Source organism: Bacillus sp. sid0103 (genome assembly GCF_019219025.1).
The window spans coordinates 336,112-361,994 of record NZ_JAHUWN010000001.1 but is presented as its reverse complement, the minus strand read 5'-3'; the positions used below and the strand labels follow the sequence as shown (position 1 = coordinate 361,994).

The 25,883-nt window shown below is 37.5% G+C and carries 25 protein-coding genes; 16 read left to right on the top strand and 9 right to left on the bottom strand.

Features of this window, described 5'->3' with window-relative positions:
• The first annotated feature begins 126 nt into the window (after nt 1-126).
• The 5 genes from ppc to KW850_RS01765 all read left to right on the top strand — a co-directional run bounded on the left by ppc (nt 127) and on the right by KW850_RS01765 (nt 8,181).
• Entirely contained in the window at nt 127-2,886 is a 2,760-nt protein-coding gene (ppc, locus tag KW850_RS01785) for a phosphoenolpyruvate carboxylase (RefSeq protein ID WP_218345854.1), read from the top strand.
• A gap of 265 nt (nt 2,887-3,151) precedes the next feature.
• Complete coding sequence (gene adhE, locus KW850_RS01780) at nt 3,152-5,755, top strand: bifunctional acetaldehyde-CoA/alcohol dehydrogenase (RefSeq protein WP_218345853.1); 2,604 nt, start codon at nt 3,152-3,154, stop codon at nt 5,753-5,755.
• A 35-nt stretch (nt 5,756-5,790) separates the two neighbouring features.
• The gene (locus KW850_RS01775) at nt 5,791-6,537 is read left to right on the top strand and encodes a hypothetical protein (RefSeq protein WP_218345852.1); all 747 of its coding nucleotides are present in this window, start codon (nt 5,791-5,793) and stop codon (nt 6,535-6,537) included.
• A gap of 22 nt (nt 6,538-6,559) precedes the next feature.
• Nucleotides 6,560-7,108, top strand: a complete 549-nt coding sequence (locus KW850_RS01770) for a polyhydroxyalkanoate biosynthesis repressor PhaR (RefSeq protein WP_218345851.1) — start codon at nt 6,560-6,562, stop codon at nt 7,106-7,108.
• Nucleotides 7,109-7,113: 5 nt separating this feature from the next.
• Nucleotides 7,114-8,181, top strand: a complete 1,068-nt coding sequence (locus KW850_RS01765; protein ID WP_218345850.1) for an alpha/beta fold hydrolase — start codon at nt 7,114-7,116, stop codon at nt 8,179-8,181.
• 64 nt (nt 8,182-8,245) lie between these two features.
• On the opposite strand, the gene KW850_RS01760 is transcribed toward KW850_RS01765, so the two are convergent.
• Nucleotides 8,246-9,028 (bottom strand): alpha/beta fold hydrolase, encoded by a 783-nt coding sequence (locus KW850_RS01760; protein ID WP_218345849.1) that lies wholly within the window; start codon nt 9,026-9,028, stop codon nt 8,246-8,248.
• Nucleotides 9,029-9,178: 150 nt separating this feature from the next.
• On the opposite strand from KW850_RS01760, the gene phaQ reads away from it, so the two are divergent.
• The 3 genes from phaQ (at nt 9,179) to KW850_RS01745 (ending at nt 11,848) form a co-directional block, all read left to right on the top strand.
• A complete protein-coding gene (gene phaQ, locus KW850_RS01755) occupies nt 9,179-9,616 on the top strand; it encodes a poly-beta-hydroxybutyrate-responsive repressor (RefSeq protein WP_218345848.1) in 438 nt (145 codons plus the stop codon).
• Nucleotides 9,597-10,196, top strand: coding sequence for a hypothetical protein (locus KW850_RS01750; RefSeq protein ID WP_218345847.1), 600 nt, complete (start codon nt 9,597-9,599; stop codon nt 10,194-10,196). The genes phaQ and KW850_RS01750 overlap by 20 nt, the downstream gene beginning before the upstream one ends.
• Nucleotides 10,197-10,639: 443 nt before the next feature.
• On the top strand, nt 10,640-11,848 hold the full coding sequence (locus tag KW850_RS01745) for a C40 family peptidase (RefSeq protein ID WP_256358016.1): 1,209 nt from the start codon (nt 10,640-10,642) through the stop codon (nt 11,846-11,848).
• A 72-nt stretch (nt 11,849-11,920) separates the two neighbouring features.
• Here the strand turns inward: KW850_RS01745 and KW850_RS01740 are convergent, their stop codons facing one another.
• From KW850_RS01740 to KW850_RS01725, 4 genes are read right to left on the bottom strand one after another with little or no spacing between them, the layout of a single operon-like run.
• Nucleotides 11,921-12,511: a hypothetical protein gene (locus KW850_RS01740; protein ID WP_218345846.1), complete on the bottom strand. Its 591-nt coding sequence runs from the start codon at nt 12,509-12,511 to the stop codon at nt 11,921-11,923.
• A gap of 54 nt (nt 12,512-12,565) precedes the next feature.
• Nucleotides 12,566-13,006, bottom strand: coding sequence for a DUF6114 domain-containing protein (locus tag KW850_RS01735; RefSeq protein WP_256358015.1), 441 nt, complete (start codon nt 13,004-13,006; stop codon nt 12,566-12,568).
• A 42-nt stretch (nt 13,007-13,048) separates the two neighbouring features.
• Entirely contained in the window at nt 13,049-13,654 is a 606-nt protein-coding gene (locus KW850_RS01730) for a DUF6230 family protein (RefSeq protein ID WP_218345844.1), read from the bottom strand.
• The gene (locus KW850_RS01725) at nt 13,651-13,857 is read right to left on the bottom strand and encodes a hypothetical protein (RefSeq protein WP_218345843.1); all 207 of its coding nucleotides are present in this window, start codon (nt 13,855-13,857) and stop codon (nt 13,651-13,653) included. The genes KW850_RS01730 and KW850_RS01725 overlap by 4 nt, the downstream gene beginning before the upstream one ends.
• Nucleotides 13,858-14,125: 268 nt before the next feature.
• On the opposite strand from KW850_RS01725, the gene KW850_RS01720 reads away from it, so the two are divergent.
• The 3 genes from KW850_RS01720 (at nt 14,126) to KW850_RS01710 (ending at nt 17,037) form a co-directional block, all read left to right on the top strand.
• Complete coding sequence (locus KW850_RS01720) at nt 14,126-15,307, top strand: response regulator transcription factor (RefSeq protein ID WP_218345842.1); 1,182 nt, start codon at nt 14,126-14,128, stop codon at nt 15,305-15,307.
• A gap of 233 nt (nt 15,308-15,540) precedes the next feature.
• Entirely contained in the window at nt 15,541-16,371 is an 831-nt protein-coding gene (locus KW850_RS01715; protein ID WP_218345841.1) for an undecaprenyl-diphosphate phosphatase, read from the top strand.
• A gap of 237 nt (nt 16,372-16,608) precedes the next feature.
• The gene (locus KW850_RS01710) at nt 16,609-17,037 is read left to right on the top strand and encodes a CotY/CotZ family spore coat protein (RefSeq protein WP_218345840.1); all 429 of its coding nucleotides are present in this window, start codon (nt 16,609-16,611) and stop codon (nt 17,035-17,037) included.
• 37 nt (nt 17,038-17,074) lie between these two features.
• Here the strand turns inward: KW850_RS01710 and KW850_RS01705 are convergent, their stop codons facing one another.
• The gene (locus KW850_RS01705) at nt 17,075-17,881 is read right to left on the bottom strand and encodes a glycerophosphodiester phosphodiesterase (protein WP_218345839.1); all 807 of its coding nucleotides are present in this window, start codon (nt 17,879-17,881) and stop codon (nt 17,075-17,077) included.
• Nucleotides 17,882-18,128: 247 nt separating this feature from the next.
• On the opposite strand from KW850_RS01705, the gene KW850_RS01700 reads away from it, so the two are divergent.
• Together KW850_RS01700 and KW850_RS01695 are read left to right on the top strand one after the other, a co-directional pair.
• Nucleotides 18,129-18,224: a YjcZ family sporulation protein gene (locus tag KW850_RS01700; protein ID WP_026566235.1), complete on the top strand. Its 96-nt coding sequence runs from the start codon at nt 18,129-18,131 to the stop codon at nt 18,222-18,224.
• A gap of 34 nt (nt 18,225-18,258) precedes the next feature.
• The gene (locus KW850_RS01695; protein WP_218345838.1) at nt 18,259-18,387 is read left to right on the top strand and encodes a YjcZ family sporulation protein; all 129 of its coding nucleotides are present in this window, start codon (nt 18,259-18,261) and stop codon (nt 18,385-18,387) included.
• A gap of 26 nt (nt 18,388-18,413) precedes the next feature.
• Here KW850_RS01695 and KW850_RS01690 read toward each other — a convergent pair whose 3' ends face one another.
• The 3 genes from KW850_RS01690 to KW850_RS01680 form a co-directional block, all read right to left on the bottom strand.
• Nucleotides 18,414-18,836 carry a YkvA family protein gene (locus KW850_RS01690; protein ID WP_256358014.1) on the bottom strand — a complete coding sequence of 141 codons (423 nt, stop codon included), beginning with the start codon at nt 18,834-18,836 and terminating at the stop codon, nt 18,414-18,416.
• 122 nt (nt 18,837-18,958) lie between these two features.
• Nucleotides 18,959-20,698, bottom strand: coding sequence for an AAA family ATPase (locus KW850_RS01685; protein WP_218345837.1), 1,740 nt, complete (start codon nt 20,696-20,698; stop codon nt 18,959-18,961).
• Nucleotides 20,699-21,020: 322 nt separating this feature from the next.
• On the bottom strand, nt 21,021-21,281 hold the full coding sequence (locus tag KW850_RS01680; protein WP_218345836.1) for a hypothetical protein: 261 nt from the start codon (nt 21,279-21,281) through the stop codon (nt 21,021-21,023).
• A 198-nt stretch (nt 21,282-21,479) separates the two neighbouring features.
• Between KW850_RS01680 and KW850_RS01675 the strand changes: the two genes are divergently transcribed.
• The 3 genes from KW850_RS01675 (at nt 21,480) to KW850_RS01665 (ending at nt 25,842) form a co-directional block, all read left to right on the top strand.
• Nucleotides 21,480-23,060, top strand: coding sequence for a peptide chain release factor 3 (locus KW850_RS01675; protein WP_218345934.1), 1,581 nt, complete (start codon nt 21,480-21,482; stop codon nt 23,058-23,060).
• 127 nt (nt 23,061-23,187) lie between these two features.
• Entirely contained in the window at nt 23,188-24,288 is a 1,101-nt protein-coding gene (locus KW850_RS01670) for an SDR family oxidoreductase (protein ID WP_308128737.1), read from the top strand.
• A 15-nt stretch (nt 24,289-24,303) separates the two neighbouring features.
• Complete coding sequence (locus KW850_RS01665) at nt 24,304-25,842, top strand: aldehyde dehydrogenase family protein (RefSeq protein WP_218345834.1); 1,539 nt, start codon at nt 24,304-24,306, stop codon at nt 25,840-25,842.
• The last annotated feature ends 41 nt before the right edge of the window (nt 25,843-25,883 follow it).

Genomic DNA, 25,883 nt, shown 5'->3' with positions numbered 1-25,883 from the left:
TTTTTATATAATAGAGAAAATTTAGTAAAAAAAAAGAATACAAATTTTTCACACAGCTTATGAAATTGTGGTATATTAATAAATAAAAAATTTAGCGAATTTTTTGATTAAAAGGAAGGTGGCAGTATGACAACAGAAGTTAAAGTAAATGACAGCAGTCTTCCGTTGCGTCGTGATGTGAAATTACTGGGTAAAATTCTCGGGGAGATTCTGATCAATCATGGTGGTTCCGACTTATTTGATAAGGTGGAAAAAATACGGTTAATGTGTAAAACATTAAGAGAACATTTTGATCAATCCATTTATGATGCCTTAAAGGAAGAAATTTCTAGTTTAGATGCACCAATGAGAAAACAAGTTATTCGAGCATTCTCCATGTATTTTCATTTGATTAATGCCGCGGAACAGAACCATCGGATTCGCAGACGGAGACAGTACCAGCTGCAAGATGAAACGGTTGTCCAACCTGCTTCCATCGAAAGTGCGATTCTTTCGCTTAAAGAGAATAATATTGACGAAGATGTCATTCAGGATACTCTAAATACTTTGTCACTTGAACTGGTTATTACAGCTCATCCAACAGAGGCAACGAAGCGGTCCATACTTGAAATTCAGCAGCGAATTGCTGAAATCCTAAAAACTCTCGATCATCCATTATTAACAAGAAGAGAAAGAAAAAAGCTTGAAGAAAGTTTGTTCAATGAAGTTTCAATTCTATGGCAAACAGATGAATTACGGCAGAGCAAGCCTACTGTTTTAGACGAAGTCCGAAATGGTTTGTATTATTTTGATCAAACACTTTTCGAAGTTCTGCCTGAAATTCACCAAGAGGTGGCTGAGTGTTTAGTGAAGAACTTCACTAAAAAACAATGGGAAGTTCCTAATTTCTTACGTTTTGGTTCATGGATCGGTGGGGACCGTGATGGAAATCCTAACGTTACACACGATGTCACTTGGGAGACATTAAACAAGCAGAGAAGACTTGTCTTAAAAAAATATAAAAATGTTTTAGTTGAATTAATGAAACGGTACAGCCATTCCACTTCAAGGGTGGAGGTAAGTAATGATCTTCTTAAATTAATTGAGCAAGAAGATACGTATTTAACCTCTGACAAGAAATGGCCGAATAAAGGGGAAGTGTACCGCCGTGCATTTGCAATCCTAATTGAACGAGTGAAGCAAGTAGGAAAAACAGACCTAGGCTATACATCTTCCGATGAATTATTAGAAGACCTATATGTTATTAAAAAGAGCTTGAAAAATCACCATCCAGCAGCACATGAATTAAAGATTATTCAAAAGTTGATTCGACAAGTCCAGTTATTTGGGTTTCATTTAGCTACACTGGATATTCGCAATCATAGCGGTGAACATGAGGCAGCCATAACAGAAATATTGCGTAAAGTTAGTATCTCCAACAATTATGCAGGCCTTTCAGAAGAAGAAAAACTAAAAGTATTGCAAAATATTCTTTTGGATCCTCGCCCGCTTCTATTATTAGATGAAGATTATTCTGCTGAAACACAAGAAATGATTAAAGTGTTTCAAATGATCAAAAAGGCACATGACGAATTCGGGAAGCGATCTATTTCCGTTTATCTTGTGAGTATGACAAAATCACCGAGTGATCTTCTTGAAGTACTGGTTCTTGCCAAAGAGGCTGGGATTTATCGGCTTCATGCAGATGGAACCTTAGAAAGTCATTTACATGTTGCACCTTTACTGGAAACAATTGATGATTTAACCGCTGGACCAAAAATTATGGAAACACTTTTTGAGATGCCAGTCTATCGAAATCATTTACAAATATTGGGTGACCAACAGGAAATCATGCTTGGTTACTCAGACGGAAGTAAAGATGGCGGTACGTTAACAGCTAACTGGAAATTATATAAGGCTCAAATTGAAATTCATGAAATGGCGAAAAGATACCAGATTGGTCTTAAGTTCTTCCATGGCCGTGGCGGTTCGTTAGGTCGTGGGGGCGGCCCATTAAATAAAAGTATTTTGTCGCAACCGGCAGAAACCATTGGTGATGGTGTCAAAATTACGGAGCAAGGTGAAGTTTTGTCTTCAAGGTACTTGCTTGAGGACATTGCATATCGGAGTTTAGAACAGGCTACCTCGACTTTATTACTAGCAGCAACACGTATTTCTAAAGAGGTAGAGAAAGGTTATCAACGAGATCCAATCTGGGTTGAGACGATAGAAGAAATCTCAAGCTTAGCTCTGACCAAGTATCAATCATTGGTGTTTGGAGATCCAGATTTCCTTACCTACTTTACTGAAGTGACACCACTAAGAGAGTTAGGGGACTTAAACATTGGTTCCAGACCAATGAGCAGAAAGAATCAAGGCCGATTTGAAGATTTACGCGCAATCCCATGGGTGTTTGCTTGGACGCAAAGTCGTCAACTGCTTCCTGCGTGGTATGCAGCTGGTACGGGTTTAACAGGATTTGTAGCAAAGGGAGAACAAAATTTGCTTCTGCTCCAACAAATGTATGAAAAATGGCCGTTTTTCCACTCAACAATTGATAATCTGCAAATGGCATTAATGAAAGCAGACATAACAACTGCGAGAGAATATTTAACGCTTGTTGAAGACCAGACAATTGCAGAACGGATATTCACTAACATCCTAGAAGAATATGAAAGAACCAAAGAAATTCTTCTCAGAATTACAGGCGATAAAGAATTGCTTGATCATACACCGAATATTAAGGAATCAGTATATAGAAGAAATCCATATGTTGATCCATTAAACTTTTTACAAGTAGAGTTAATAAAAGAACTGCGTAGTCAGGGTGGTTCTAATGAAGAACTATTGATTGAAGTTTTACTAACTATCAGTGGAATATCAGCTGGACTACGGAATACTGGTTGATATCAAAAGACAAGCCATAAATTCTTTTACAAAAGAATTTATGGCTTTTTTTATTGAATAGAATTATGAACATTTTATGAATTATCCAATAATGAATGGTTGTTCATTCATTATTGCGCAAAATTCGACATTTTTCGATTTATCTGGCGTGATATATTTTAACCAGTAAAGAAGAGGATTGAAAATTCACGTAATTGTATAGGATTTACATGCCTAATTTGTAGCTCAAATTACGTAAGAGGAATGAATTTTGGAGGGAATATTAATGGCAGTTGAAGAAAAGGTAGTACTGGAAAAACATTTTATCACTTCAATGATTGACACTTTAGCAAATAATGCAGAAAAGGCACTTGGTGAATTCCGTGGCTATACCCAGGAGATGATTGATGAAATTGTCAAACAAATGGCGCTTACTGCTCTTCAACATCATAAGAATCTAGCAAAATTGGCAGTGAATGAAACAAGGAGGGGGGTGTATGAAGATAAGGTATTCAAAAACATGTTTGCCACAGAGTTCATTTATGACAATATCAGAGAAATGAAAACAGTGGGTGTAATCAGTGAAAATGAAAATGAAGGAATGGTAGAAATTGCTGAGCCGGTTGGTGTGATTGCCGCTGTGATTCCAATCACAAATCCAACATCCACTGTTATCTTTAAATCTTTGATTTCGCAAAAAACAAGGAACCCAATTATCTTTGCATTCCCACAATTTGGTCAAAAATGTTGTACTGAAACAGCAGTATTACTAAAGGAAGCAGCAATCAAGGCGGGAGCACCAGATCATTGCATCCAGTGGATTGAAGTCCCCTCACATGAAGCTTTTCAAGCGTTAATGAAACATCCGAAGGTGTCACTCATTCTTGCAACGGGTGGTCCCAATTTAGTGAAAGCAGCTTACAGTTCAGGTAAACCGGCGCTTGGTGTTGGTGCAGGTAATGTTCCTTGTTATATTGAAAAAACTGCCAATATCAAACGGGCCGTTAACGACATCATCCTTTCGAAAACCTTTGATAATGGTATGATCTGTGCATCTGAACAAGCACTTATTATTGATCATGAAATATATGATGAAGTGAAGGAGGAAATGATTACTAATAATTGTTATTTCCTAAATGAAGAAGAGAGATTAATGGTGGAAAAGGTTGCGATCTTTGAAAAAACAAATACTATTAACCATTTAATAGTTGGGTTATCTGCGCATATGATTGCCAAATTGGCAGGAGTAAATGTACCTATAAATACCAAGATTCTCATTGCAGAGATAGATGGTGTAGGTCCGAAATATCCGCTTTCATGTGAAAAACTGAGTCCGATTCTTGCCTGTTACAAGGTTAATCATTTTGCAGAGGGAATGCAAATTGCGGAGGATACCTTAGAATATGGCGGTCTTGGGCACTCAGCTGCTATCCATACCGCAGACCAAAAATTAGTAGATATGTTCGCACTTCGTATGAAAGCAGGGAGAATCATAGTCAATACACCATCGACGCATGGTGCAATTGGAGATATTTATAACACATCATTACCATCCTTAACTATCGGATGTGGTACTTATGGAGGGAACTCTGTGTCACAAAATGTTGGAGCAGAAAATCTATTAAATATTAAAAAAGTGGCAAAAAGAAGAACGTTTACCCAGTGGTTTAAAGTCCCTTCACAAATTTTCTTTGAAAAAAATTCAATTCAAATGCTGGCTGCTATCCCGGGCGTCTCAAAGGCCGTCATTATTACAAGCAAAAGTGCTGTCAAAAATGGTTATGTGGATAAGATCGTTTACTATCTAAACAAGAATAAAAGTAAGATCAAGTTTGATACATTCAGCGACATTGAACCAGAACCTACTATTGAAACAGTTATGAGTGGTGCAGATAGACTGAGAAGGTTTCAGCCAGATTGTATTATTGCCCTTGGCGGTGGTTCGGTTATGGATGCGGCCAAAGCTATGTGGTTATTTTACGAACATCCAGAAACAGATTTTCATAGTTTAACCCAAAAATTCTTTAATCCAAGTAAAAGAGTTGTGAAATTCCCAGAATTGCGCGGAAAGGCTAAATTTGTCGCGATTCCAACAACTTCCGGAACGGGTTCAGAGGTGACTGCTTTCTCTGTTATTTCAGATAAGAAAACGAATAATAAATATCCATTAGCTGATTTCCAATTGACACCGGATGTTGCCATTATCGATCCACAATTTGTTATGACAGTACCGAAGCATGTTACTGCAGACACAGGAATGGATGTTTTGACACATGCGATTGAATCGTATGTTTCCGTATTGGCTAATGACTACACAGATGGACTTGCAATAAAAGCTATTCAACTAGTCTTTAAGTATTTGCCAATAGCCTTCCGGGATGGCAGTAATGATCTGGCCCGTGAAAAAATGCATAATGCATCGACAATCGCAGGTATGGCATTCGCCAATTCTTTCCTTGGTATAAACCATAGTCTTGCTCATGTTTTAGGTGCCGAATTTAATATTCCTCACGGACGCGCTAATGCCATTCTTTTACCACATGTAATTCGTTACAATGCTGCAAAACCAAACAAATTCATGACATACCCTAAATATGAAAGTTTCATTGCCGATGAACGTTATGCAGAAATTGCTGCAATGCTTGGACTCCCTGCAGGTACTAAAGAGGAAGGTATCGAAAGCCTTGTACAGGCAATTATACAACTAGCAAAAGAACTAGAAATTCCTATGAGTATCGAAGCAAACGGGGTCGGAAGAGAAGAATTTGAAAGTAAAGTAGCAGATCTAGCAGAACGTGCATTTGACGATCAAGATACAATAGCGAATCCAAAACAACCATTTATAAGTGAACTTGCAGAAATTTACCGTCAGGCCTTTAGTGGTATTTAACAAGGAAGAAATAAATTAAAAAGGAAGCGAGTAAGATGGCTGAGAAAAGAGAAAGTGAAGAAGAACAAGGAAAAGAAATAAAATCAAAAAGGAAAAAACAAGAAATTGACGCCCCAACAGAAATAAAAGGAAAAGATGAAGGAGAAGCTGCTGTAGAAATGGGAGAAGAGCCTGTCCGTGGAACGAACAAGGAAACTGAACAGGTCACCGTGAGTGATGGGAGTGATACCCAGTTTTCTAGCTTAGATATGCTTTGGCACAATGCTTTTCGTGAATTAGACGGATGGGCCAAGCGGGCAAACTTCCTGGATGAGATCTTTCTTAAAGAGGCAGTAAATTTTGCAGACAGTATAAAAAAGAAGCAAGACAATATGAAAGAAATATTCGAAAAATTTAATAAGGAATTAACAGAATGGGAAAGAACAGCACGGGAAGAATTTTTGATGTCTACCACCAGTCTGCAGCACTTCTTTCCACTAAAGTCTTACGAAGAAATCAATGCTCAGATAGATCAAATTCAAAAAAGAACTATGTCCATTCTAAGTAAACCATGCCAGGTAATTACCCAGAATCAAGCAATGGATAAATACCTGGAAATGATTGAACAATATATTGCCCTTAGGAAAAAAGGCAGGATGCAATATATCAAAACAGTTAAGCAAGCAGGCAACTTAATCTATGAAAATCAAAAAGGTTTTGTCAATCTCTTTGCTGGACAAATCAAAACGTTGATGTTTCCATTAAATAAATACATGGTGAAAGAAGAAGAAATGACAAAATAATAATGACAAGGAGCGATCATTCATGTCAAAGGATAAATCCTATGATCCATTGGAAGGATTCAGAAGAATGAGTGAAATGTGGGAAAAACAATTGAATGGACTGTTATACATGATGACTGACAATAATGAGTTCGTTCGGCTTCTAAAGGTTGGGACAGAAAGTCATGCAAGACACATGGAACTGTTAAGGAAAAACCAAGAGTTCATGGCTGGTGTTATGAATATTCCAACGAAAAAGGATGTTGCAAATATCGCAAAACTATCTCTGCAAACAGAAGAAAAAATTGATAGTTTAGAAGAACAAATTTGGAATGTACAAGATAATTTAGGTTCATTAAATAGGGAAACCTTAGCTATGTTTCAAGAAATAATCACCATCGCAACACAAATGAAGATTGAAGTCCAAAAAATAGGGCAAGAAATTTCTGAAACACACAAGCTGAAAGAAGATTTTCAAGAATTAAGGCAGGAAATTGATACATTGAAATATCTAGTAAAAAAAGGGAAGGCAAAAGACAAGGAAAAAGAGCTAGTTATTACGGCTGCTGGAACTAAAGATGAAAGGGGCTGAGAATGATGAGTGTTAAAGCAGCTGCGACTAATCTTATTCCATTTGTTGATGTATTAAAAGAATCAGTAAGGTGGGAACAAGTTTATAAAGTGTTAACAGAACCGAAGCCTGATATTGTTCCAACACCGAGAGAAATTATTTGGAGAAAAAATAAATCAACGTTATTTTATCATCCTGCTAAAGAAAAAAAATATCAAACCCCAGTGTTTTTAGTCTATTCATTGCTAAATAAACCATATATTTTAGATATCGGGGAAGGAAGTAGTGTCGTAGGAGGATTAACAGAAAGAGGATATGATGTTTACTTCCTGGACTGGGGTTCTCCTGGTATTGAAGATTATGATATCACCCTTGATCATTATATTCTTGATTATTTAGAAAATGGTGTCAAACGTACCTTGCGACATTCAGGTTCAAAGGAAATATCAATGATTGGCTATTGTTTAGGTGGAACCATAGCGGCTATATATACTTCGTTAACAGAATTGCCAATTAAGAATTTAATCCTGGCAACGGTACCTATTGATTTTAGTGTGGGAATCGTTCCAGATAAGTGGTTAAAAGGGCTGCAAAAAGGGACAATAAATTTTGATCGTTTATCAGAGGTTTATGGTGTTATTCCAACTGAAATTATGTATGGAATGTTTAGAGGACTTTCACCGGTTTACGTTAGTCCATGGGTAAACCTGATTTCCCGTGCACATGATGTAGAATATGTGAAAAAATGGCGCCGGATGGACAAGTGGACCAAAGACTCTGCTTCGTTTTCAGGTGCAGCATTCAAACAACTATTTAATGATCTCTATAAAGATAACAAACTCCTTAAGGGAGAACTTACAATAGGAGGAAGGAAAGTAGATTTAAAAAATATTCATTGTTCTTTTTTCGTTTTCTCAACGTCAAGAGATACCTTAGTATTAGAGAAACAAAGCCTGCCTGTTATCGACATGGTTTCTAGTGAAGATAAAATGTACGAGGTTTTTGAGGGAGGACATGTTTCTTTGGCCTTAACAGGGAAGTTTGCTACATTCGCGGACAAATGGCTCTCCTCACGATCAGAGCAAATAAAGTAATTTCTTTCATAAGACAGCAATTACGTACTAGCGGGAAGGACAGCCATCCTTCCCGCATTATTAGTTATGAAGCTGTTTTTTGTTGCTCAAGGAATTTCTTCAAGAGATTATTAAACCGGTCTTTTGCTTCCAATTTGGCGAGATGACCAGTATTCCGCATAATAATAAATTCCGAATGTGGAATCAACTTGTGCATCCAAACCTGAATCCAAACAGGTAATATGGTGTCATATTGTCCCCCAACAATAAGTGTCGGAACGTTTACCATCGGTAATAACGACAAATTATTAACCTCAAAACATGCTGCTAAGGAGTCAACAAATATCTGCTGTTTCGGTTGAAAAATCTTATCGAATTTTTGAACCGTTTCCTTATTCCATGAGTAAAGCGCCATCCGTGATGCATATTCTGAGTGCTCTTTCGATAATGAAATCTGCTCGAGCAGTTTTTTTCGTGGTTCATATAAGATACTTTTGAGTTTCTTAGGAAAATAATGAAATGAACTAATTAGTAGAAGTGAACGGCAGCATTCAGGAGCTTGACGGTACATCTCCTGTGCAACAGCCCCGCCCATTGATAGACCTAGTATGTGAGCGGTTTCAATATTTAACTCCTTTAATAAACCGAGTATATCGAAGGCAAAGTTTTTAATTGATATACCATCCGTTTTATTACATTCTCCATGACCACGTAAATCAGGGATAATCAATTCATAGTGATTAGCTAATTCATATTGATCCTCCCATCCTTCTTTTACTTCACCTAAGCCATGGATCAACACCAACGGATCGCCCTTCCCGAAGTGCAAATAAGGGACCCCCAATTTACTAGTTTTTGCTTTTTCCATTTCACACCACCTGCTTATTTTAATTAGTTTATTGCAGAATAAAAGAAAATGTAGACGCCAATATTTAACTTTTACTCATAATTATTTACTGCGTTGACAAAATATTACCCATAGGTGTAAAATACATGTATAGGGTGAGGTGATAAAGATATGGTGAATCAAGACAATCAAACAATTAATCCATCAAAAAATTTTGTGCTGCCATTTATTTTATTGCTTCTTAGCAGGATGTCCCTTCATGGATATGAGCTTAGCCAGAAACTAGAGGCATTCGGGTTTAAGACGCTTGACCAGGGGAATCTGTACAGATTGTTAAGACAACTAGAAAAGGACGAACTTTTATCTTCAGAATGGGATACATCTGGGAGCGGTCCTGCTAAAAGAAGATATTCCATAACTAAGGCAGGAACTACATATTTAAAGGGTTACGCCAATCAACTAGAATCCTACCAATCGTTATTGGATCAATTTTTCAAAATGTATACGAGTTTCTTTGAGCTCTATATTCCTTCGTTTAATAGGAAGGATCCAATAGAGAAAGTCAATAATAAAAAGAGGAGGAAAGACGATGGCACAGAAGAAAAATGAAACGGTTCAAGCTGCTGAGGAAACAATTATGCAATCAGCAGAAGAATCGGTTGCTGTAGGATCATTTGTCAACACGTTTTGGGATCAATTTGAGCTATCACGTGAACGTACAGAACAGCTTCGGGAAAATAGAGAGGATGCCTACATTAATGCAGTAAGGGAAGTTATCAAATTCAATAAGCAATTTAGAAAATCAGTTGCAAATTTGTATCAGCAATCGAAAAATACAAATAAGGAAATAGTTTCTGAACTCATGCATCAACTTCCTTTCAATAAACAGGTAATGAAGGATGAGGATTTACCATTGAACGAGGGAGAAGAGTTTAAAAAACAGTTTGTAGAGGTTTCTGGACAATTAGAGAACCTCGCATTAACACCAATCAAATCCATTTTCCATATTGTTGACCAGTTGGAAGATAGTTTTGAAAAAAATGCAGAATCAAGTATTGCCTTTGAACGTGATCGCCGTAATGCATGGCATCAAGTAGGGAAGGAATATGTTAAATTGGCCAGAAATACTCATTTAAACATTATTGACCGGAGCAAAAGCAGTCTTAAAGAACTAGTAAAGACTCAGTAATTACTTTTTACCTACTTCTAAGGAGAATTTACAGCATTGTGTAAGATAAGAGTCCATTATAGATCATATGAACCACAATCTCTTTTCATTAGTACCTGGAGATTGTGGTTCTTTTATTTTGTTAGATTGTTTCCCAATAATAAGTGATTTTTAAACGATTTTTTAAAACTAACACCAAAAATTACCATTGAAATATAAATGTAACTTAATTATTACGTGTTTGACAAAGTTAGTTGATATACTTTTCATTAGGATAAAATAAGATGATAATGGGAATTTTTATGATGATTGACCTATATAATTGGATATCATAGATAGGAAAATTGGTAGATTACATACAAAGTTATCACGTTACATAGACCTAAAAGGTGCCTTAATTCGTCTACGTTATTTGTTTTGCATTAATATGGGTAATTTGGATATTAGAAGGCAGGGGAACCAAATTGAAAAAGAAGCTAATCATACTAAGTACCACAATTACTATGGGACTCGGGAGTGTATTCACTTTTCCAGTTGAAGAGGCAAAGGCAGCTCCCCTAAAAAAAGTACAGGATCAGCGTTCAGGTCTTCAAACAGAGATATCAAATGCAAATAAAGAAATTTCTCAAGTTCAAGATGAATTAACCAAACTTACAGAGCAAATTAACAGAGTTGAGCAGGCCATTAAGGATAATAGTAAAATGATCATTCAGACAGAAGAACAAGTAAAAGCCTCACAATCCGAAGTGAATGATCTTCAACAAGAAATTACGACCATACAAGAAAGAATTCATAAAAGGAATCACATATTAAAAAAACGTGCCTTGTCCCTGCAAGAAAGTGGTGGACAGGTTAGTTATTTAGATGTGATTTTAGGATCCTCAAGCTTTAGTGATTTCGTAGGACGACTTGGCGCGGTGGCATCAATGGTTCAAGCAGATCAAGATCTAATTACACAGCATAAAGAGGACCTGCAAGAAGTCCAAACGAAGCAATCATCAGTAGTGAAACAGTTAAACAATTTGCAAATTATGAAAACGGAACTTATCGGGATGCAAGAACAGATATTAGAACAAAAAAAGCAAAATGAAGCTTTAAAAGAAGAACTTAAGAAGAAAGAGCAGGAAAAACTTTCTGATAAAGCTGATTTACAACAGAAAGAGGGAACACTTGCTATAACAGAAGCGCAATTAATAAACGAAGCACAAAATATTAAGGGTACGAAAAATGAAACCGTTGATATAAATGTTACTTTACCTATAGCCACCAATGAAGACATTAATACTGTCATACATGCTGGAGTAAAGTATATTGGAAACTCCGTTTATGTTTTTGGCGGGGGAAGAAACTCTTATGATGTTGCTCATGGAAGATTTGATTGTTCTGGATTTGTTGCTTGGGCCTTTAGACAGGCAGGAATAAAAGTCGGTGCTCATACAGATATCTTAAAAAATACTGGAACAAGAGTCTCCATCAGTGAAGCTCGTCCGGGTGATCTTGTATTCTTTGACACTTATAAAATAGATGGGCACGTGGGGATTTACCTTGGCGGTGGTAAATTCATTGGCTCACAAAGTTCAACCGGAATTGCGATTGCTGATTTAACACAAGGTTACTATAAGAAGAAATTTAATGGGCGCGTAATGAGAATCATCGCTGATAAAAAAGAATAAAGGCTTTTTTATTAAATTTCAAAATACTAAGAAAAGAAGCGATGCTATCTATGGCATCGCTTCTTTTTATTGCTACTGGCTGCTTAGAAAATATTTAAGTGTTGTTTTCATTTGTATAAGTTCTTCTTCGCTCTTTGGTTCCAATTCAACCTCGCCACCCTCGTTAAACTTTAAATGGAATTGGGGGAGACTGGAATGATTAGCCGTTACACGATGTGCCAATAATTTAATATTTTTGAAGCCGATATTACCAGTAGCTGGTAAGTAGTGTTCACTAAATTCAGCAGTGGTAACTTGAAGGCTTAGACTGTTGAAAAGGACCGTATCTTTAGGACTCATATCGATTGTAACAATGCCCTTGGGAGATTGAACTAATTTCTTTATACTTAAACCCTCTGCTGAAAGATTTTCAAATTTCAATTCAAGCATTGGCCGATCTTTCTGTTCCGCAGTATCACCAGTTATTATGACAGGGTCTTCCATCGTACCTTCCATTTGTGATGCTACAATAATAAATCCAATAATTGTTGAATTGCTAGCAAAACTATCCTTAGATGGTATGAGCAGACCACCAATAATGAGGACCAATATGATTAAAAACTTATAAATATAATTTCTTTCCAAAGCGATCACCATTTCTGCGAATGCTATTAGTATTTCCAAGACCCGTACGCTCGTTTGTTAACTGGTCTATTGACCTGTTACTCCTTTTAACTGTTACTCTGATAAAATATCTTGACCTGATGCTACTTCATCTTCTGCAACGTTATCGTTTATTGACTGTTGTTTCATTGTATTTGATGCAATCTCAGGTTTCCAAGCAATCAGCATCGAACCGCCGATGATACCAAGAATGGTGCCAATGAGAAATCCGCCTAATGCTCCCATTATCGAGAGAACCGATGCAAAAATCGCCAAAACGCCAAGAAGGGTTGAAAGTCTTGGCATAATATATGACAGTACACCCATTAACAGCGTCAGCCCGCCTAAGAAAAAGCCAACAAATAGTATACTGCCTGGGGCCGCTGCCACTTCATAAAGTTTTGCCGGTACCCATAAAATGATCAGTCCAGAAAGGATACACAAGGTCGCCCCCCAAAAAGGGCGCCTTGCTCTCCAACTCTTAAACCGCTCACGTTTTGAATAAGTAGAGTCCATTTTTATCATCCTTACTCAATGTTCTGTGGTGGTTAAATTAGTTTAGTTTAGTTTTTCAAAGTAAACCTTCATTCCTGGTAAACTTACTGTTTTTTGGAATAGATATAATGTTTGCAAATTACCATTTTCGATAATAATTGTATTGGCCTTTTGGGTAAATTCTTTAGCCAGTGCTTCTGCTCTTTGTTTTGGATCAGAAAGGTCATAATCTCCGATGTAATTTTCGGACATTGTAAGTTCTTCAAATTTGGCATCACCATTAACCATTGTAGCCTTTTGAAGAAGTCCAGTAATCTCAACTGGTTTATCAGATGTAATGACTACGCGGATTCCAAGAGCTGGAATCGCTTTAGAAATTTCTAACCCATTAATTGTCGCCTTGTCGATTGCATTAACGGCGACGGGATTATTATGGGTTGCTGCTCCATCGGCCACACCGCCATATAGTTGGAATCCTTCGCCAATCAATTTGTCGAATTTGACAGTAAATTCACCAAAACCACTTAATGGTGCTGCTACGGCTACACCTGTAATTCCAAAGATACTAAGCAGCATCCCTAAGAACAAGAAACCGCCTAATAATGCATAGACTAACTTCTTTTTAACCGTTTGTCCTCCAACAATTACTGTTTCTGCTGTTAAATTCATTCCCTTTCCTCCTTTTTTGTTTTGGCTCTGTTAAACTGGCCTGTTGATATCCGCTCCAGGCGCTTCGCTTTCCGCGGGCGGTCCGGGGAGCCTCCTCGTCGCTGCGCTCCTGCGGGGTCTCCCCTGCCCCGTCCTCCCGCAGGAGTCTTCGCGCCTTCCGCTCCAATCAACAGGGTGCCAACATCAGCAAAAAGCTTTAACATAGCTTTTGTTTTAAATTGCGCAAGCAGTAATGCTGGATGTAAGTGCTTACACTATTCGTCACAATTTTATGATAAATTAGCAGTTTCCGAAATCCCTACATTTGTAGGAAGATAAGAATAGATAAGAACAAAGTTCTACAAAAAATCAAAAAAATCCAAAATTAGCAGGAATTTTGGCGGGTTTAGAGGAAATATGTATAGAAGAAAATCTGTGATTTTATACCTGATAAATAACAAATTAGATTTTCAGGAAGGGAGCGTGGGTGAATTGTCGAAGTCATTAAACCACCATTTAGACAATCTCTTAAATGAGGCTGTTATAATGCTAGCAAATTATCAGGACGATTTATTAAAAGAATGGTCATTTTTGCTCCAATCTTTAAGAAATACGAATAAAAAATCTGTCGCAGTCTTTGAATTTATTAGTGAATTCTTAGTCATGTTTTTACGCTCTGATCATGATGAGCAATTTGATATATATAGGATGTTAAATGAGATTCAAGACGAGTGGTTTAAACATTTTGAAAGGCGTCCAGAACCAGAAGCTCTTATCTTCCATCTTAATTTGTTAGAAAATGCGGCTCATAAAGTCCTAAAATCTAGGATTACATACTCATCCAAATTACACCCATCCGTTCATTATTTATTTTCAAAAATAAGTGAGGTCATGTTGTTTCATTCTGAAAAAGATAATTACAATGTTTGGAAGGATGCGGTCATCTTATTTAATGAATGGATTATCCGTTCGCAAAATTTTAAGGAGTCAATTGAAAATATTTGTTTTGGATTTGGCTATTTTCTTCCTTTTAAGCGATGTGCGCTTTTTAAGATTACCAACCAGGAGAGTATAGGGATTGGTTTATATGGTCATCATTTCAACAATGATGAAGTGCAGGCCATTGCTGAAAAAATTAATAATATTCCTGTCCTAAGTGAGAGTCTTGTCAAATTAAAATCGCAAGGGCACGAAATGAAAAATTTTCAACCAATATATATTCCTAATGCAGCCAATGAACTCCCCGAGCAGTATGTAAAAAAATTTGACCTCGGGTCATTAATAATTGTTCCCATTTATGTTCCGGAAGAAGGGAAAATAATTGGTGGAGTAATTTTAGATCAAGGTCAGGGCATCCATTTTACCGTTGATACTAGTCTTTTTCCTGCTCTGATGAAATTTGGGCAAAGTTCTGGAGAATTATTGACAAAATTTATTGAGGCGGATATTAACAAGCAGGATTTACAAGCAGGGGATTCTATTACCCTATCACCTAGGGAAATTGAAATTATTAAACTGTTGGCTGATGGTGCGTCAACGGCTGAGGCAGCTTTAAAGCTTTATTTAAGTGAATTTACCGTTAGAGATTATATATCTAATATCATGAAAAGATTAAATGCTCAAAATAGAACAGAGGTTGCAGTAAAAGCCATTCGATTGGGAATTATTGATTAGGAATTGCGCAGTATAGCAGAAAATAACCCAAATGCGGCCAAGTATTAAGTCCGCATTTTTGCTATGGAAATAAATACAAGAAACTTTTAATGGAGAGTATTCGTTGTATAGTGTGGGGAGGAAACTGGAATTTATAAATGATTGCATTGTTATTTTTTTATGAGTAAAATAAATGAGTTATACAACATAATTAAGTACAATACTTTTGTAAAAAGGTTAGGGGATTGACAGCAATGGATCTACTTATGATTATTAAAGCTATTATTCTAGGATTGGTAGAAGGTTTAACGGAATTTGCACCCGTTTCATCCACTGGGCACATGATAATCGTGGATGATATGTGGCTGCAATCTGAAAAGTTTTTGACACAGCACGGTGCTAACACATTCAAAGTCGTCATCCAACTGGGTTCAATATTGGCGGTGGTTGTCACCTTTAGGGACCGCTTTATCGATTTATTAGGACTAGGACGGTTCAGAAAACAGACAACTTCAGATCAAGGCCGTCTTAAACTATCCCAGGTTATTGTGGGATTAATTCCTGCTGGAGTTCTTGGCGTTCTTTTTAACGACTATATTGATGAACATTTATTTTCAACCGCAACTGTTTTAATTGGCCTAGTCATTGGGGCGATCCTTATGATTCTTGCTGACCTTATTGGCTCAAAAAATCCGAAAGTACAAACAGTTGACCAAATTACCTATAAGCAAGCATTGACGGTCGGATTGTTTCAATGCTTTTCCCTTTGGCCTGGATTTTCTCGTTCGGGATCAACCATCTCAGGCGGCGTCCTGATGGGGATGAGTCACCGTGCTGCAGCTGATTTTACCTTTATTATGGCTGTGCCGATCATGGCCGGTGCTAGTTTTCTTTCCTTATTAAAGAATTGGGAATATATGACCTTGGATGCCTTACCTATTTTTATCGCGGGATTTATTAGTGCTTTTATTTTTGCTTTATTGTCTATTCGCTTTTTCCTAAAGCTAATTAATAAAATTAGGTTGTTGCCATTTGCCATTTATCGTATTGTCTTGGCACTCATCCTCTATATCATTTTTTTCTAAATTTGGCATTTTGAATAGGAATCTCTAATAATAGACTGGTAGTGGAGAAACACGTCGTTTCTTCCTGCCGGTTTTTTTGTATGTATAACTATAAAAATTAAAATAATGTATAAGCCTGTTTAAAAATAATTAGTTATTTACCTGTTTTTCCGTAAGAAAGTTGCCTATACCAACTGCTCTTACTAGAATATTTTAAAATTAGGGACAGTTGAGTGGTAACAGGGGAGGAGGGAAAACATGGGGGAAGAACGGTGTCAGGAGCACTGTTTATGTAATGAACTAGAACAACTTCTTGAAGAGCAAAAAAGATTATCCTTCAATGATTTTAGATTTGTGTGTGATAAGATTGGATATGATACCATTCCGTTTGTCCTTTCAAATGGGAAATGTGACTTTGAGGTATTTGGAAGAACAAGAAATGGTAAATTCTTTACAACCCAAGTGTTCCGAATAGAAAGTCTTGATTCCAGACATTGCTGCGCAACATTATCGCTGCTCTTGCCAGTAGATATGGACGGATATCCAGTAGAATTGTGCGATGAGGTATTTTCACTTGTAAAAACAGATAATTGCATTATTGTTGATTTGTCTTGTTTTTGTAGTATTAAACCTTTATCACCTAAATTAGTAAATCGGGAGCTGCCCATTGTTGAACCAAAATGTTAAAAGCAAAGAGGGTCTAATGAATAGACCCTGCTTTTTCTTAAGATAAATCTGGAAAGTCACTGACAATGCCTTCAACATGTAAATTTTTTAATGCCTTTAAGTCATTCTTCCTTTTAACTGTCCAAATAATTGTTTTAAAGCCATGAAGGTGAATTCTTTTAATCATCCGCTTATTCACCATGGATATTTTCGGATTTACATACGACACATAGCTAGCAAAGGACTTTAAATTTTTGTTCGAAATCATCTTCAAACCTGAATTTCTTACCAAAATACCAATTGGAATTGAAGGCAGGAGTTCATGAAACCGTTTAAGGGATTCACGATCAAAGGATTGAACAATAATTTGCCTGTCACCTGTAGTAAACTCTCTCTTTACTAGTTCCTCCGCAAGTTTTTCCTCAATTAGGGGATAAAGCGATGGTTTTTTTAGTTCAATTAAAAAGCCTATTTTCCCAGCAAACTCATCAAAAACTTCAGAGAGAGATGGTATTTTCTCGCCCGCAAATTTACGATGAAACCAACTTCCTGCATCAAGATTTTGAATTTCAGGTAAGGTAAAATCCATTACTTTCCCTTTTCCATTCGTTGTTCTGTTAACGGTTGAATCATGAATCACAACCAGTTCACCATCTTTAGTCATTTGAATATCAAGCTCTAGGTAGTCAGCCCCTAATTCTAACGCTTTTTGAAAGGATGAAATGGTGTTTTCTGGACAGTAGCCTGCTGCACCTCTATGGCCAATTTTCAAGGGGGAGTGTTGTTCAGTTTTTACCATTAATCGTGTTATTGCCCGAAACAGTAATGCGAAAAGGATAACCAAAAGGGTAGCAGGGTTCCTCAAGTTGTGGGCTCCAATCTATAATTATTTGTGAACATGGTATGAAAAATAAAAAGAAATGTCAATCAAAAGAGGATAAATTTGTAAATTATTTTTTTCTTGTGTCATATAGGCCTTTAATTACTTGGTTTTGTACCTAAGAATGGGCTTCTTCTTTTTTTTCAAAACTAGGTATTTAGGATATGTGTCTATCGCACATTTTTAACCAAGTGAATAGGATATATGGAATTAAGAAAAGGAGGTAATGCAAATGTCAGGTGCAGCTGGTGGCTACGGCGGCGGATTTGCCCTACTAGTCGTTTTATTTATTTTGTTAATCATTATTGGGGCTTCATGGTGCTACTAAGAAATCGATTAAGATAAAAAGGAGGTCTTGATACATGTTTGGATATGGATATGGTGGATGCGGTTACGGTTACGGCGGCGGATGCGGCTACGGCGGCGGATTTGCCTTAATCGTTGTATTATTCATCCTCTTGATCATTGTGGGTGCTGCTTGCTTTAGATAAAAAAATAAAAAAGTGGACCCGCTTGGTTAATCAAGCGGGTTTTCATAATGAAGAATATTAGCTCGTTTCCATTTACTAAATGCATCTAATTCGGTTGAAATTTTCTTTACGGTATAACCAATCAATGCTGCATCATCAAGGATTCCAAGACCAATGATGAAATCTGGTATTAAGTCTAGTGGTGAAACAAAGTAAAGCAAGGTACCGATAACGGTAAGGATGGTGCTTGGTGCGATATTTTTATATTCTCCTTTTGAATATGCTTTAACTAATTCAAAAAATAATTGCAGTTTATCCCATACTTCTCCTAAACTTTCTTTCTTCTCGTTCGCCAATTTTATCGCTTTGTTAAGTAACCCTTGTGTTTTTTGCGGATTGCCGAGGTAATCCTTTGCTTCGTTATTATATTTATACTGCTCTTTTTCAAACATCTTAGTTTTACCGAACAATTCGTTCACTTCCTTTATGTGAAGTCAAATCTTAGTTTACCACCAAATCAAAAAAACATAAGATATTTCATTATAAACAAAACCAGGTGCTCGAATTAGCACCTGGTTTTCGTTGGCTATTTTTATACTAATACCACGTTATCACGTAAGGTTGTCCGTGTTCCCCAAACAATCTCTTCAATTTCAGAGCCTTCAAGTGTTTCTTTCTTTAATAAAGCATCAACTAATTGTTGATACTGATATTGATGGCTATTTATAAGGTTTTCTGCTTTTTCTAAAGCTTTCTCAAATAGCTCTTGCATCTTCTCTTCTTTATCTTGTTTTTTGAATGTCAATGTAAAACCATCTTGAAGCATTCCAGTGTCCACCATTTGTTCGATGATTTGTTTGGCCTGCCCGACGTCGCCGCTAACGCCGATGCTGTGCTCTCCAAGATGGATTCTCTCAGCAACTCCACCAGCTAAAACCATTGCAACCCGCTCTAGGAGGTCACTGGTTGTCGACAAATGCAATTCCTTAGGAATCGGGGCAACATACCCTAACGCCTCTCCACGCGGGATAATGGTTGCTTTTCTGACTGAACCCGGCTTTGTTAATGAAGCTACAATGGCATGGCCTGCTTCATGAATGGCGACCCTTCGTTTTGTTTCATAATCTTGTAAGGATCGGGAAGTGCTCCCTAAGATCGTCCTATCAAGAGCATAGTCAAGGTCATGTTTTTGAATCATATCTTGTCCATTCCGTACCGCTCTTCGACTAGCAGTTTCAAACAGAGACTGAAGCTCGGCACCAGAAAAACCTGAAGTGCTTTCTGCTAGTTCATCTAATTGTGCAAGAGCATCCCTGGAAAATGACTTGTCATTGGCATGTATAGCAATAATTTCTCTTCTTCCTTTTGTATCAGGAAGTGGTACATGGAAAGAGAAATCAATTCTTCCTGGACGAAGAAAAGCATCATCCAACATGTCTTTGCGGTTTGTGGCAGCTATAAAAAGGATACCATCATTAGGATGGCCGCCATCTAATTGTACAAGTAATTCTGTTAAAGTTTTTTCAGCTTCTTCACCGCCATGTGCCTTTCTTTTGGCTGCTAAAGCATCCACTTCATCAATAAATATAACTGCTGGACCCTGTTTTCTTGCTGCCTTAAACAAGGAACGAACCCGGCTTGCCCCAACTCCAATAAACATTTCATTAAATGCCGATCCACTTGCTGAAAAGAATGCAGCATTTAATTCACGGGCGATTGCTTGAGCAAGCAGAGTTTTTCCAGTACCTGGAGGACCATATAAAAGGATGCCCTTTGGTGGTTTAATCCCTAATTTGGCCGATCGATCCGGTTCTTTTAAGGTAGAGACTGTTTGTAATATTTCTTCTTTCATTTCGTCTCCGAGTCCACCGACATCTTTAAAGGTAATCGAAGGAAGGGTACGAGACTTGGCAACACTATTCTTCATAGAATTATTTAGTCCAAAGCCGCCTTTTGTTTTTTGTAGAGCGAATGCTGCTCCAGCCAAGAGGATAATTACACCGCCCAAAATCCATTTTCCATATTTACTGCTCGTCGAATATGAATATTCAATATTATATTTAGCAACCAACTTATCTACCATTTGGCTATTTGGTGGAACATGGGAAACAAATACCGCGTCGCCTGTATGAATATAAAGGCTTCCATCGGGCTTTTCAATAATTTTAACGACCTTTCCTTGTTGAGCTTGTATGGTTTTCTCAACTGAAGAAAACGGAATCGCTACTTCATTATTAGTGGTCTGAATAACCCAGACGATTCCTGCAATAACTAATATAAACGCTGCAATTAGCGGAATAAACTTTGAAACTTTTTTTATATTTGGCTTCAATTTTCTTCATCTCCTTTAACAAGGTCATACTCTATTATAAAGGAGTTTCCAGAAAAATGGATGTGGGAATCATTGGGAAACACAGTTTCCTTAATCATAAGCTATGTTCAAGCATATTGTTGTTTTTGGCACCCGGTTGATTGGAGAGGAAGGCGCTGCGCTCCTGCGGGAGACCCTCAGGAGCGCAGCGACGAGGAGGCTCCCCGGACCGCCCGCGGAAAGCGAAGCGCCTGGAGCGGAAATCAACTGGCAAGTTTAACAGAGCCTAATCATAAAAAATAACCAGCACGATTGTAAAATGTGCTGGTGTGGTTTGTAATGGTTATGATAATAATCGAAGATGAGGGATGATTGGCATTAACACACTTTGAGCGATGGCGCCAATACTTGCACCGATACATGATGCTTTACTCCATTTAAAAACATGAACTTTTTCGTCTTTTCCTTCATACAAAAATAATAACTGTTCGTTTTCTTCAGCAATTCCAATTTTTTCAAAGGGGATTTTATTTTCGTTTAGAATAATTTCAAATGCTTTATGCAATAAATTCAAGGTCGGTTGGTCAATTTTAGTAATATCCAAGGTATATGCCTCCGTTGTGGTTATGTATTCACGGTACCTATATTCATCATTACCGCTACCTTTCATTATATTCTTTCTACACATTGGATTAAAGAAATAATCGCTTTTGCTCAATTGAAATATTGCAAAGTTCTGGCTGGAGAGATAAGATTGAAGTTATGGACAAAAATTTTTATTGTCAAAAGAGAGGAAAACGAAATGGGTAACAATTTTAAAGAAGAAGTATTGTCACGCCGGACATTTGCGATTATATCCCACCCAGATGCCGGAAAAACCACGCTTACGGAAAAATTATTATTATTCGGTGGCGCTATTCGAGACGCTGGAACTGTTAAAGCGAAAAAAACAGGTAAGTTTGCAACAAGTGACTGGATGGAAATTGAAAAGCAACGGGGAATTTCAGTAACTTCCAGTGTAATGCAATTTGACTATGAAGGTTTCCGTGTTAACATTTTGGATACTCCTGGGCACCAGGATTTCAGTGAAGATACGTACCGAACCTTAATGGCTGTAGATAGTGCTGTGATGATCGTGGATGCTGCCAAAGGGATTGAGGCACAAACACTTAAGCTTTTTAAAGTATGTCGGATGAGGGGCATTCCTATTTTCACATTTATGAATAAACTCGATCGTCAAGGAAAACCGCCACTTGAACTTTTGGCAGAATTAGAAGAGGTTCTCGGTATAGAATCATATCCAATGAACTGGCCGATTGGGATGGGTAAAGAGTTCCTTGGAATTTATGATCGTTATAACAATCGAGTTGAACAGTTCCGTGTGGATTCAGAAGACCGATACATTCCTTTAAATGAAGACGGAGAAATAGCTGGTGACCATCCACTTAAAAAGTCAGGGCTATATGATCAAACACTAGATGAGATTATGCTGCTAAACGAGGCTGGAAATGAGTTTTCAGCAGAAAAAATTGCAGCGGGCAGCTTGACACCAGTTTTCTTTGGTAGTGCGCTGACTGCCTTTGGAGTACAGACATTTTTAGAGTCTTACCTCCAGTTTGCTCCGCCGCCAATGGCACGGAATTCCACTATTGGTGAAATTGATCCGTTAGGGGAACAATTTTCAGGGTTTGTGTTTAAAATCCAAGCTAACATGAATCCTGCACATCGAGACAGGATTGCTTTTGTTCGAGTATGTTCAGGAAAATTTGAGCGGGGAATGTCAGTAAATATTCCGCGTCTAAATAAACAAATTAAGCTCTCTCAATCGACGTCATTTATGGCTGAAGAACGTAATACGGTAGATGAAGCCGTCAGTGGAGATATTATCGGGTTATACGATACTGGCACATACCAAATTGGTGATACCTTGACTTCAGGGAAGAATGACTTTCAATATGAAAGACTGCCTCAATTTACACCAGAATTGTATGTCAGGGTTTCAGCCAAAAACGTTATGAAGCAAAAATCCTTTTATAAGGGAATTCAACAACTGGTTCAAGAAGGGGCTATCCAGCTCTATAAGACAATTAAAATGGATGATTATTTATTAGGTGCAGTTGGTCAATTACAATTTGAAGTGTTTGAGCATCGGATGAGAAATGAATATAATGCAGAGGTATTAATGGAACGAATGGGTTCCAAAATTGCTCGCTGGGTAGATAGTGAAACGGTAGATGAAAATTTATCGAGTTCCCGTTCACTTTTAGTTAAAGACAGGTACGACAATTATGTATTTTTGTTTGAAAATGAATTTGCACTCAGATGGTTTCAAGAGAAAAATCCAACGGTTAAACTCTATAATCCAATGGATCAAAATGATTAAGAAAAGTGGCGGCTTAGAAACCCGCCACTTTTCTTAATTATATTAGTCTGAAAATTCAGACTAATTTCCTATGGACGAATCATTTCTAAGGACTTTACAATGGTTACAATCGTCTTAAGGAGGAGATATGTTGGAAAAAGGGTTCTTTTTTACTGGTTTTCCTGGGTTCATATGCAACCAATTGATACGTGAAGTTTTAAAAAGAAATAATCATAATGGTACAATTTATGTCCTGGTCCTGCCTGATATGGTGGAAAAAGCAATAAACGAATCGACAGCAATAATTTCGGAATATGGGCTAGAGAAGTCCTCCTTTAATATTATTGTTGGAGATATAACAAAACCTTTTCTTGCTATTACGGACGAAGTACAGGAAGTTTTACAACAAAGGGTTACCCATGTTTTTCATCTAGCAGCTATTTATGATTTAGCTGTTCCAAGGGATATTGCCCAAAGAGTCAATGTGAACGGAACGGAAAATGTCAATGAATGGGTAAAACGATTACCAAGCATAGTCAGATATGTTTATTTTAGTACTGCCTATGTGGTTGGAAATCGAGAAGGAACACTTTATGAAACGGAACTTATCGCCCCGAGTAGTTTTAAAAACCATTATGAAGAAACAAAATATGAAGCGGAAGTTTTGGTCGAAAAACTGAAGTCAGAAGTGCCTGTAACTATAATTAGGCCAGGGATTGTCAAAGGTCATTCCCATACAGGTGAAACCATAAAATTTGATGGGCCCTATTTTATTATGAACTTTTTGGATCGGTTAAAATTTCTCCCTCTTATACCACGACTAGGAAAAGGTGAAGCCTTTGTGAACCTTGTTCCAGTAGACTATATAATTCAAGCCACTACGTATCTAAGTCAATTAGATAAAGCCGCTGGAAAGACGTATCATCTTACAGACCCTCATCCATATCGTGCTTCAGAAATTTATGAAATAATCATGCAAGAAATGCTAAACAAAAAGCCAAAAGGAATGGTACCCTTAACATTAGGTAAATGGTTCCTGTCTTTTAAACCGGTGCGAAAATATTTAGGAGTAGAAAAAGAAGCGTTGGATTATTTTACTTGGCAAGGACGTTTCGATTGCAAACAGGCTGTTACTGATCTAAAGGATTCAGGGATATCCTGTCCTGACTTTAAAGATGGGATGAAACCGATGGCATCTTTTTATTTAAAACAAAAGGATAACCCAACGTTTCAAATAAAAATTTTATAATAAGGGTGAAGACCTATGGATGCAATTCATGGAAAGCTTAAAGTAATTGCCCCAGCAACAGGAGAGCAGATTGGAGAAGTTTCAGAAACGCCAGTTAATCAAGTGGATAAATTTTATCAAAAGGGTAAAACTGCATTTAAGCAGTGGAGTAACCTGACTTCTTCAGATAGGGGAAAATATCTGTCTACGCTAAAAGGCATCATCGTTGAGGAGATGGATGAAATAGCTAAAATCATCGCTGCAGATACCGGAAAAGTGGTTACCGAAGCTTTGATTGCAGATATCATGCCGACCTTAGACAGTATTGATCACATCATAAACCATGGTGAGAAAATTCTTCTGAGGAAAAAAGTAAAAACACCTCTTTTATTGATTGGGAAGAAATCATTTATTGAATACATGCCTAGGGGTGTAGTATTAATTATTTCACCATGGAATTATCCCTTCCAACTTGCGATGGTTCCGATGCTGAGTGCTTTGGCATCAGGAAACACCGTTATCTTAAAACCATCGGAAGTAACTCCTCTTGTCGGGAAATGTATAGAGGAACTTTTTGTGAGAGCTGGCTTTCCTGTGGGAGTAGTACAAGTTGCCCATGGTGGGAAAGAGGTAGGGGCAGCGTTTACAAATGGAAAACCGGATTATATTTTTTTTACAGGGTCTGTCCGAACGGGGAAAATTATTCAACAGGTCGCGGCTAAAGAGCTAATTCCAACAACGCTTGAACTTGGCGGCAAGGACCCGATGATTGTATTTGCCGATGCTCATTTGGAACGAGCTGCAAAAGGGGCAGCATGGGCTGCATTTACCAACAGCGGCCAAGTATGTATGAGTGCAGAAAGGCTTTATGTTGAAAAGACAATCTATCCCCAGTTTCTGTCTTTACTAAAAAAAGAGATTCTAACCTTAAAACAGGGGACAGATGAAGATGCTGATGTCGGTTCGATGACCTTCCCGGCACAAAAAGAAATAGTAATGGACCAATTAGAGGATGCATTGAGGAAGGGAGCGAAACTAGAGAGCGGTCTACTGCCTGGTCAGTGGGAAAGTGGATTGTTTTTACCTTTAACGGTAGTAACCAATGTGAGCCATGAAATGAAAATAATCCAGGAGGAATCCTTTGGGCCTCTACTTCCTGTTATACCATTTGAGAATGAAGAAGAAGTAATTCAACTTGCAAACGATACCGTATATGGATTAAATGCTAGTGTTTGGACAAAGGACAAAAATAAAGCGAGAAGAGTAGCCTCGAAACTCGTATCGGGTGCAGTTGTTATTAATGATGCAATTATAAGTATCGCAAATCATGGTCTTCCTTTTGGAGGAACAAAACAAAGTGGAATCGGCAGATACCATGGTGAAGCAGGATTAAGGATTTTTTGTCATGAAAAAGCAATTGTCGAAGATTCAGGCCGGAAAATAAGTGAAATCCATTGGTATCCGTATAAAGGGAAATTTCCGTTATTTCTACAACTCTTTAAAAGTTATTTTCGCACCAATCGTGATTGGATTACCTTTGCGAAAACCTACCTGCGTATCCTTAAAAAGAATTAAGGTTGGGAAAAATTATTGAATATCCACTATTTTTTGGCATA

Coding starts and splice junctions, on each gene's coding strand:
- ppc (WP_218345854.1), top strand. CDS start 127: ATGACAACAGAAGTTAAAGTAAATGACAGCAGTCTTCCGTTGCGTCGT.
- adhE (WP_218345853.1), top strand. CDS start 3,152: ATGGCAGTTGAAGAAAAGGTAGTACTGGAAAAACATTTTATCACTTCA.
- KW850_RS01775 (WP_218345852.1), top strand. CDS start 5,791: ATGGCTGAGAAAAGAGAAAGTGAAGAAGAACAAGGAAAAGAAATAAAA.
- KW850_RS01770 (WP_218345851.1), top strand. CDS start 6,560: ATGTCAAAGGATAAATCCTATGATCCATTGGAAGGATTCAGAAGAATG.
- KW850_RS01765 (WP_218345850.1), top strand. CDS start 7,114: ATGAGTGTTAAAGCAGCTGCGACTAATCTTATTCCATTTGTTGATGTA.
- KW850_RS01760 (WP_218345849.1), bottom strand. CDS start 9,028: ATGGAAAAAGCAAAAACTAGTAAATTGGGGGTCCCTTATTTGCACTTC.
- phaQ (WP_218345848.1), top strand. CDS start 9,179: ATGGTGAATCAAGACAATCAAACAATTAATCCATCAAAAAATTTTGTG.
- KW850_RS01750 (WP_218345847.1), top strand. CDS start 9,597: ATGGCACAGAAGAAAAATGAAACGGTTCAAGCTGCTGAGGAAACAATT.
- KW850_RS01735 (WP_256358015.1), bottom strand. CDS start 13,006: ATGGACTCTACTTATTCAAAACGTGAGCGGTTTAAGAGTTGGAGAGCA.
- KW850_RS01730 (WP_218345844.1), bottom strand. CDS start 13,654: ATGAATTTAACAGCAGAAACAGTAATTGTTGGAGGACAAACGGTTAAA.
- KW850_RS01725 (WP_218345843.1), bottom strand. CDS start 13,857: ATGTTAAAGCTTTTTGCTGATGTTGGCACCCTGTTGATTGGAGCGGAA.
- KW850_RS01715 (WP_218345841.1), top strand. CDS start 15,541: ATGGATCTACTTATGATTATTAAAGCTATTATTCTAGGATTGGTAGAA.
- KW850_RS01710 (WP_218345840.1), top strand. CDS start 16,609: ATGGGGGAAGAACGGTGTCAGGAGCACTGTTTATGTAATGAACTAGAA.
- KW850_RS01700 (WP_026566235.1), top strand. CDS start 18,129: ATGTCAGGTGCAGCTGGTGGCTACGGCGGCGGATTTGCCCTACTAGTC.
- KW850_RS01695 (WP_218345838.1), top strand. CDS start 18,259: ATGTTTGGATATGGATATGGTGGATGCGGTTACGGTTACGGCGGCGGA.
- KW850_RS01675 (WP_218345934.1), top strand. CDS start 21,480: ATGGGTAACAATTTTAAAGAAGAAGTATTGTCACGCCGGACATTTGCG.
- KW850_RS01670 (WP_308128737.1), top strand. CDS start 23,188: ATGTTGGAAAAAGGGTTCTTTTTTACTGGTTTTCCTGGGTTCATATGC.
- KW850_RS01665 (WP_218345834.1), top strand. CDS start 24,304: ATGGATGCAATTCATGGAAAGCTTAAAGTAATTGCCCCAGCAACAGGA.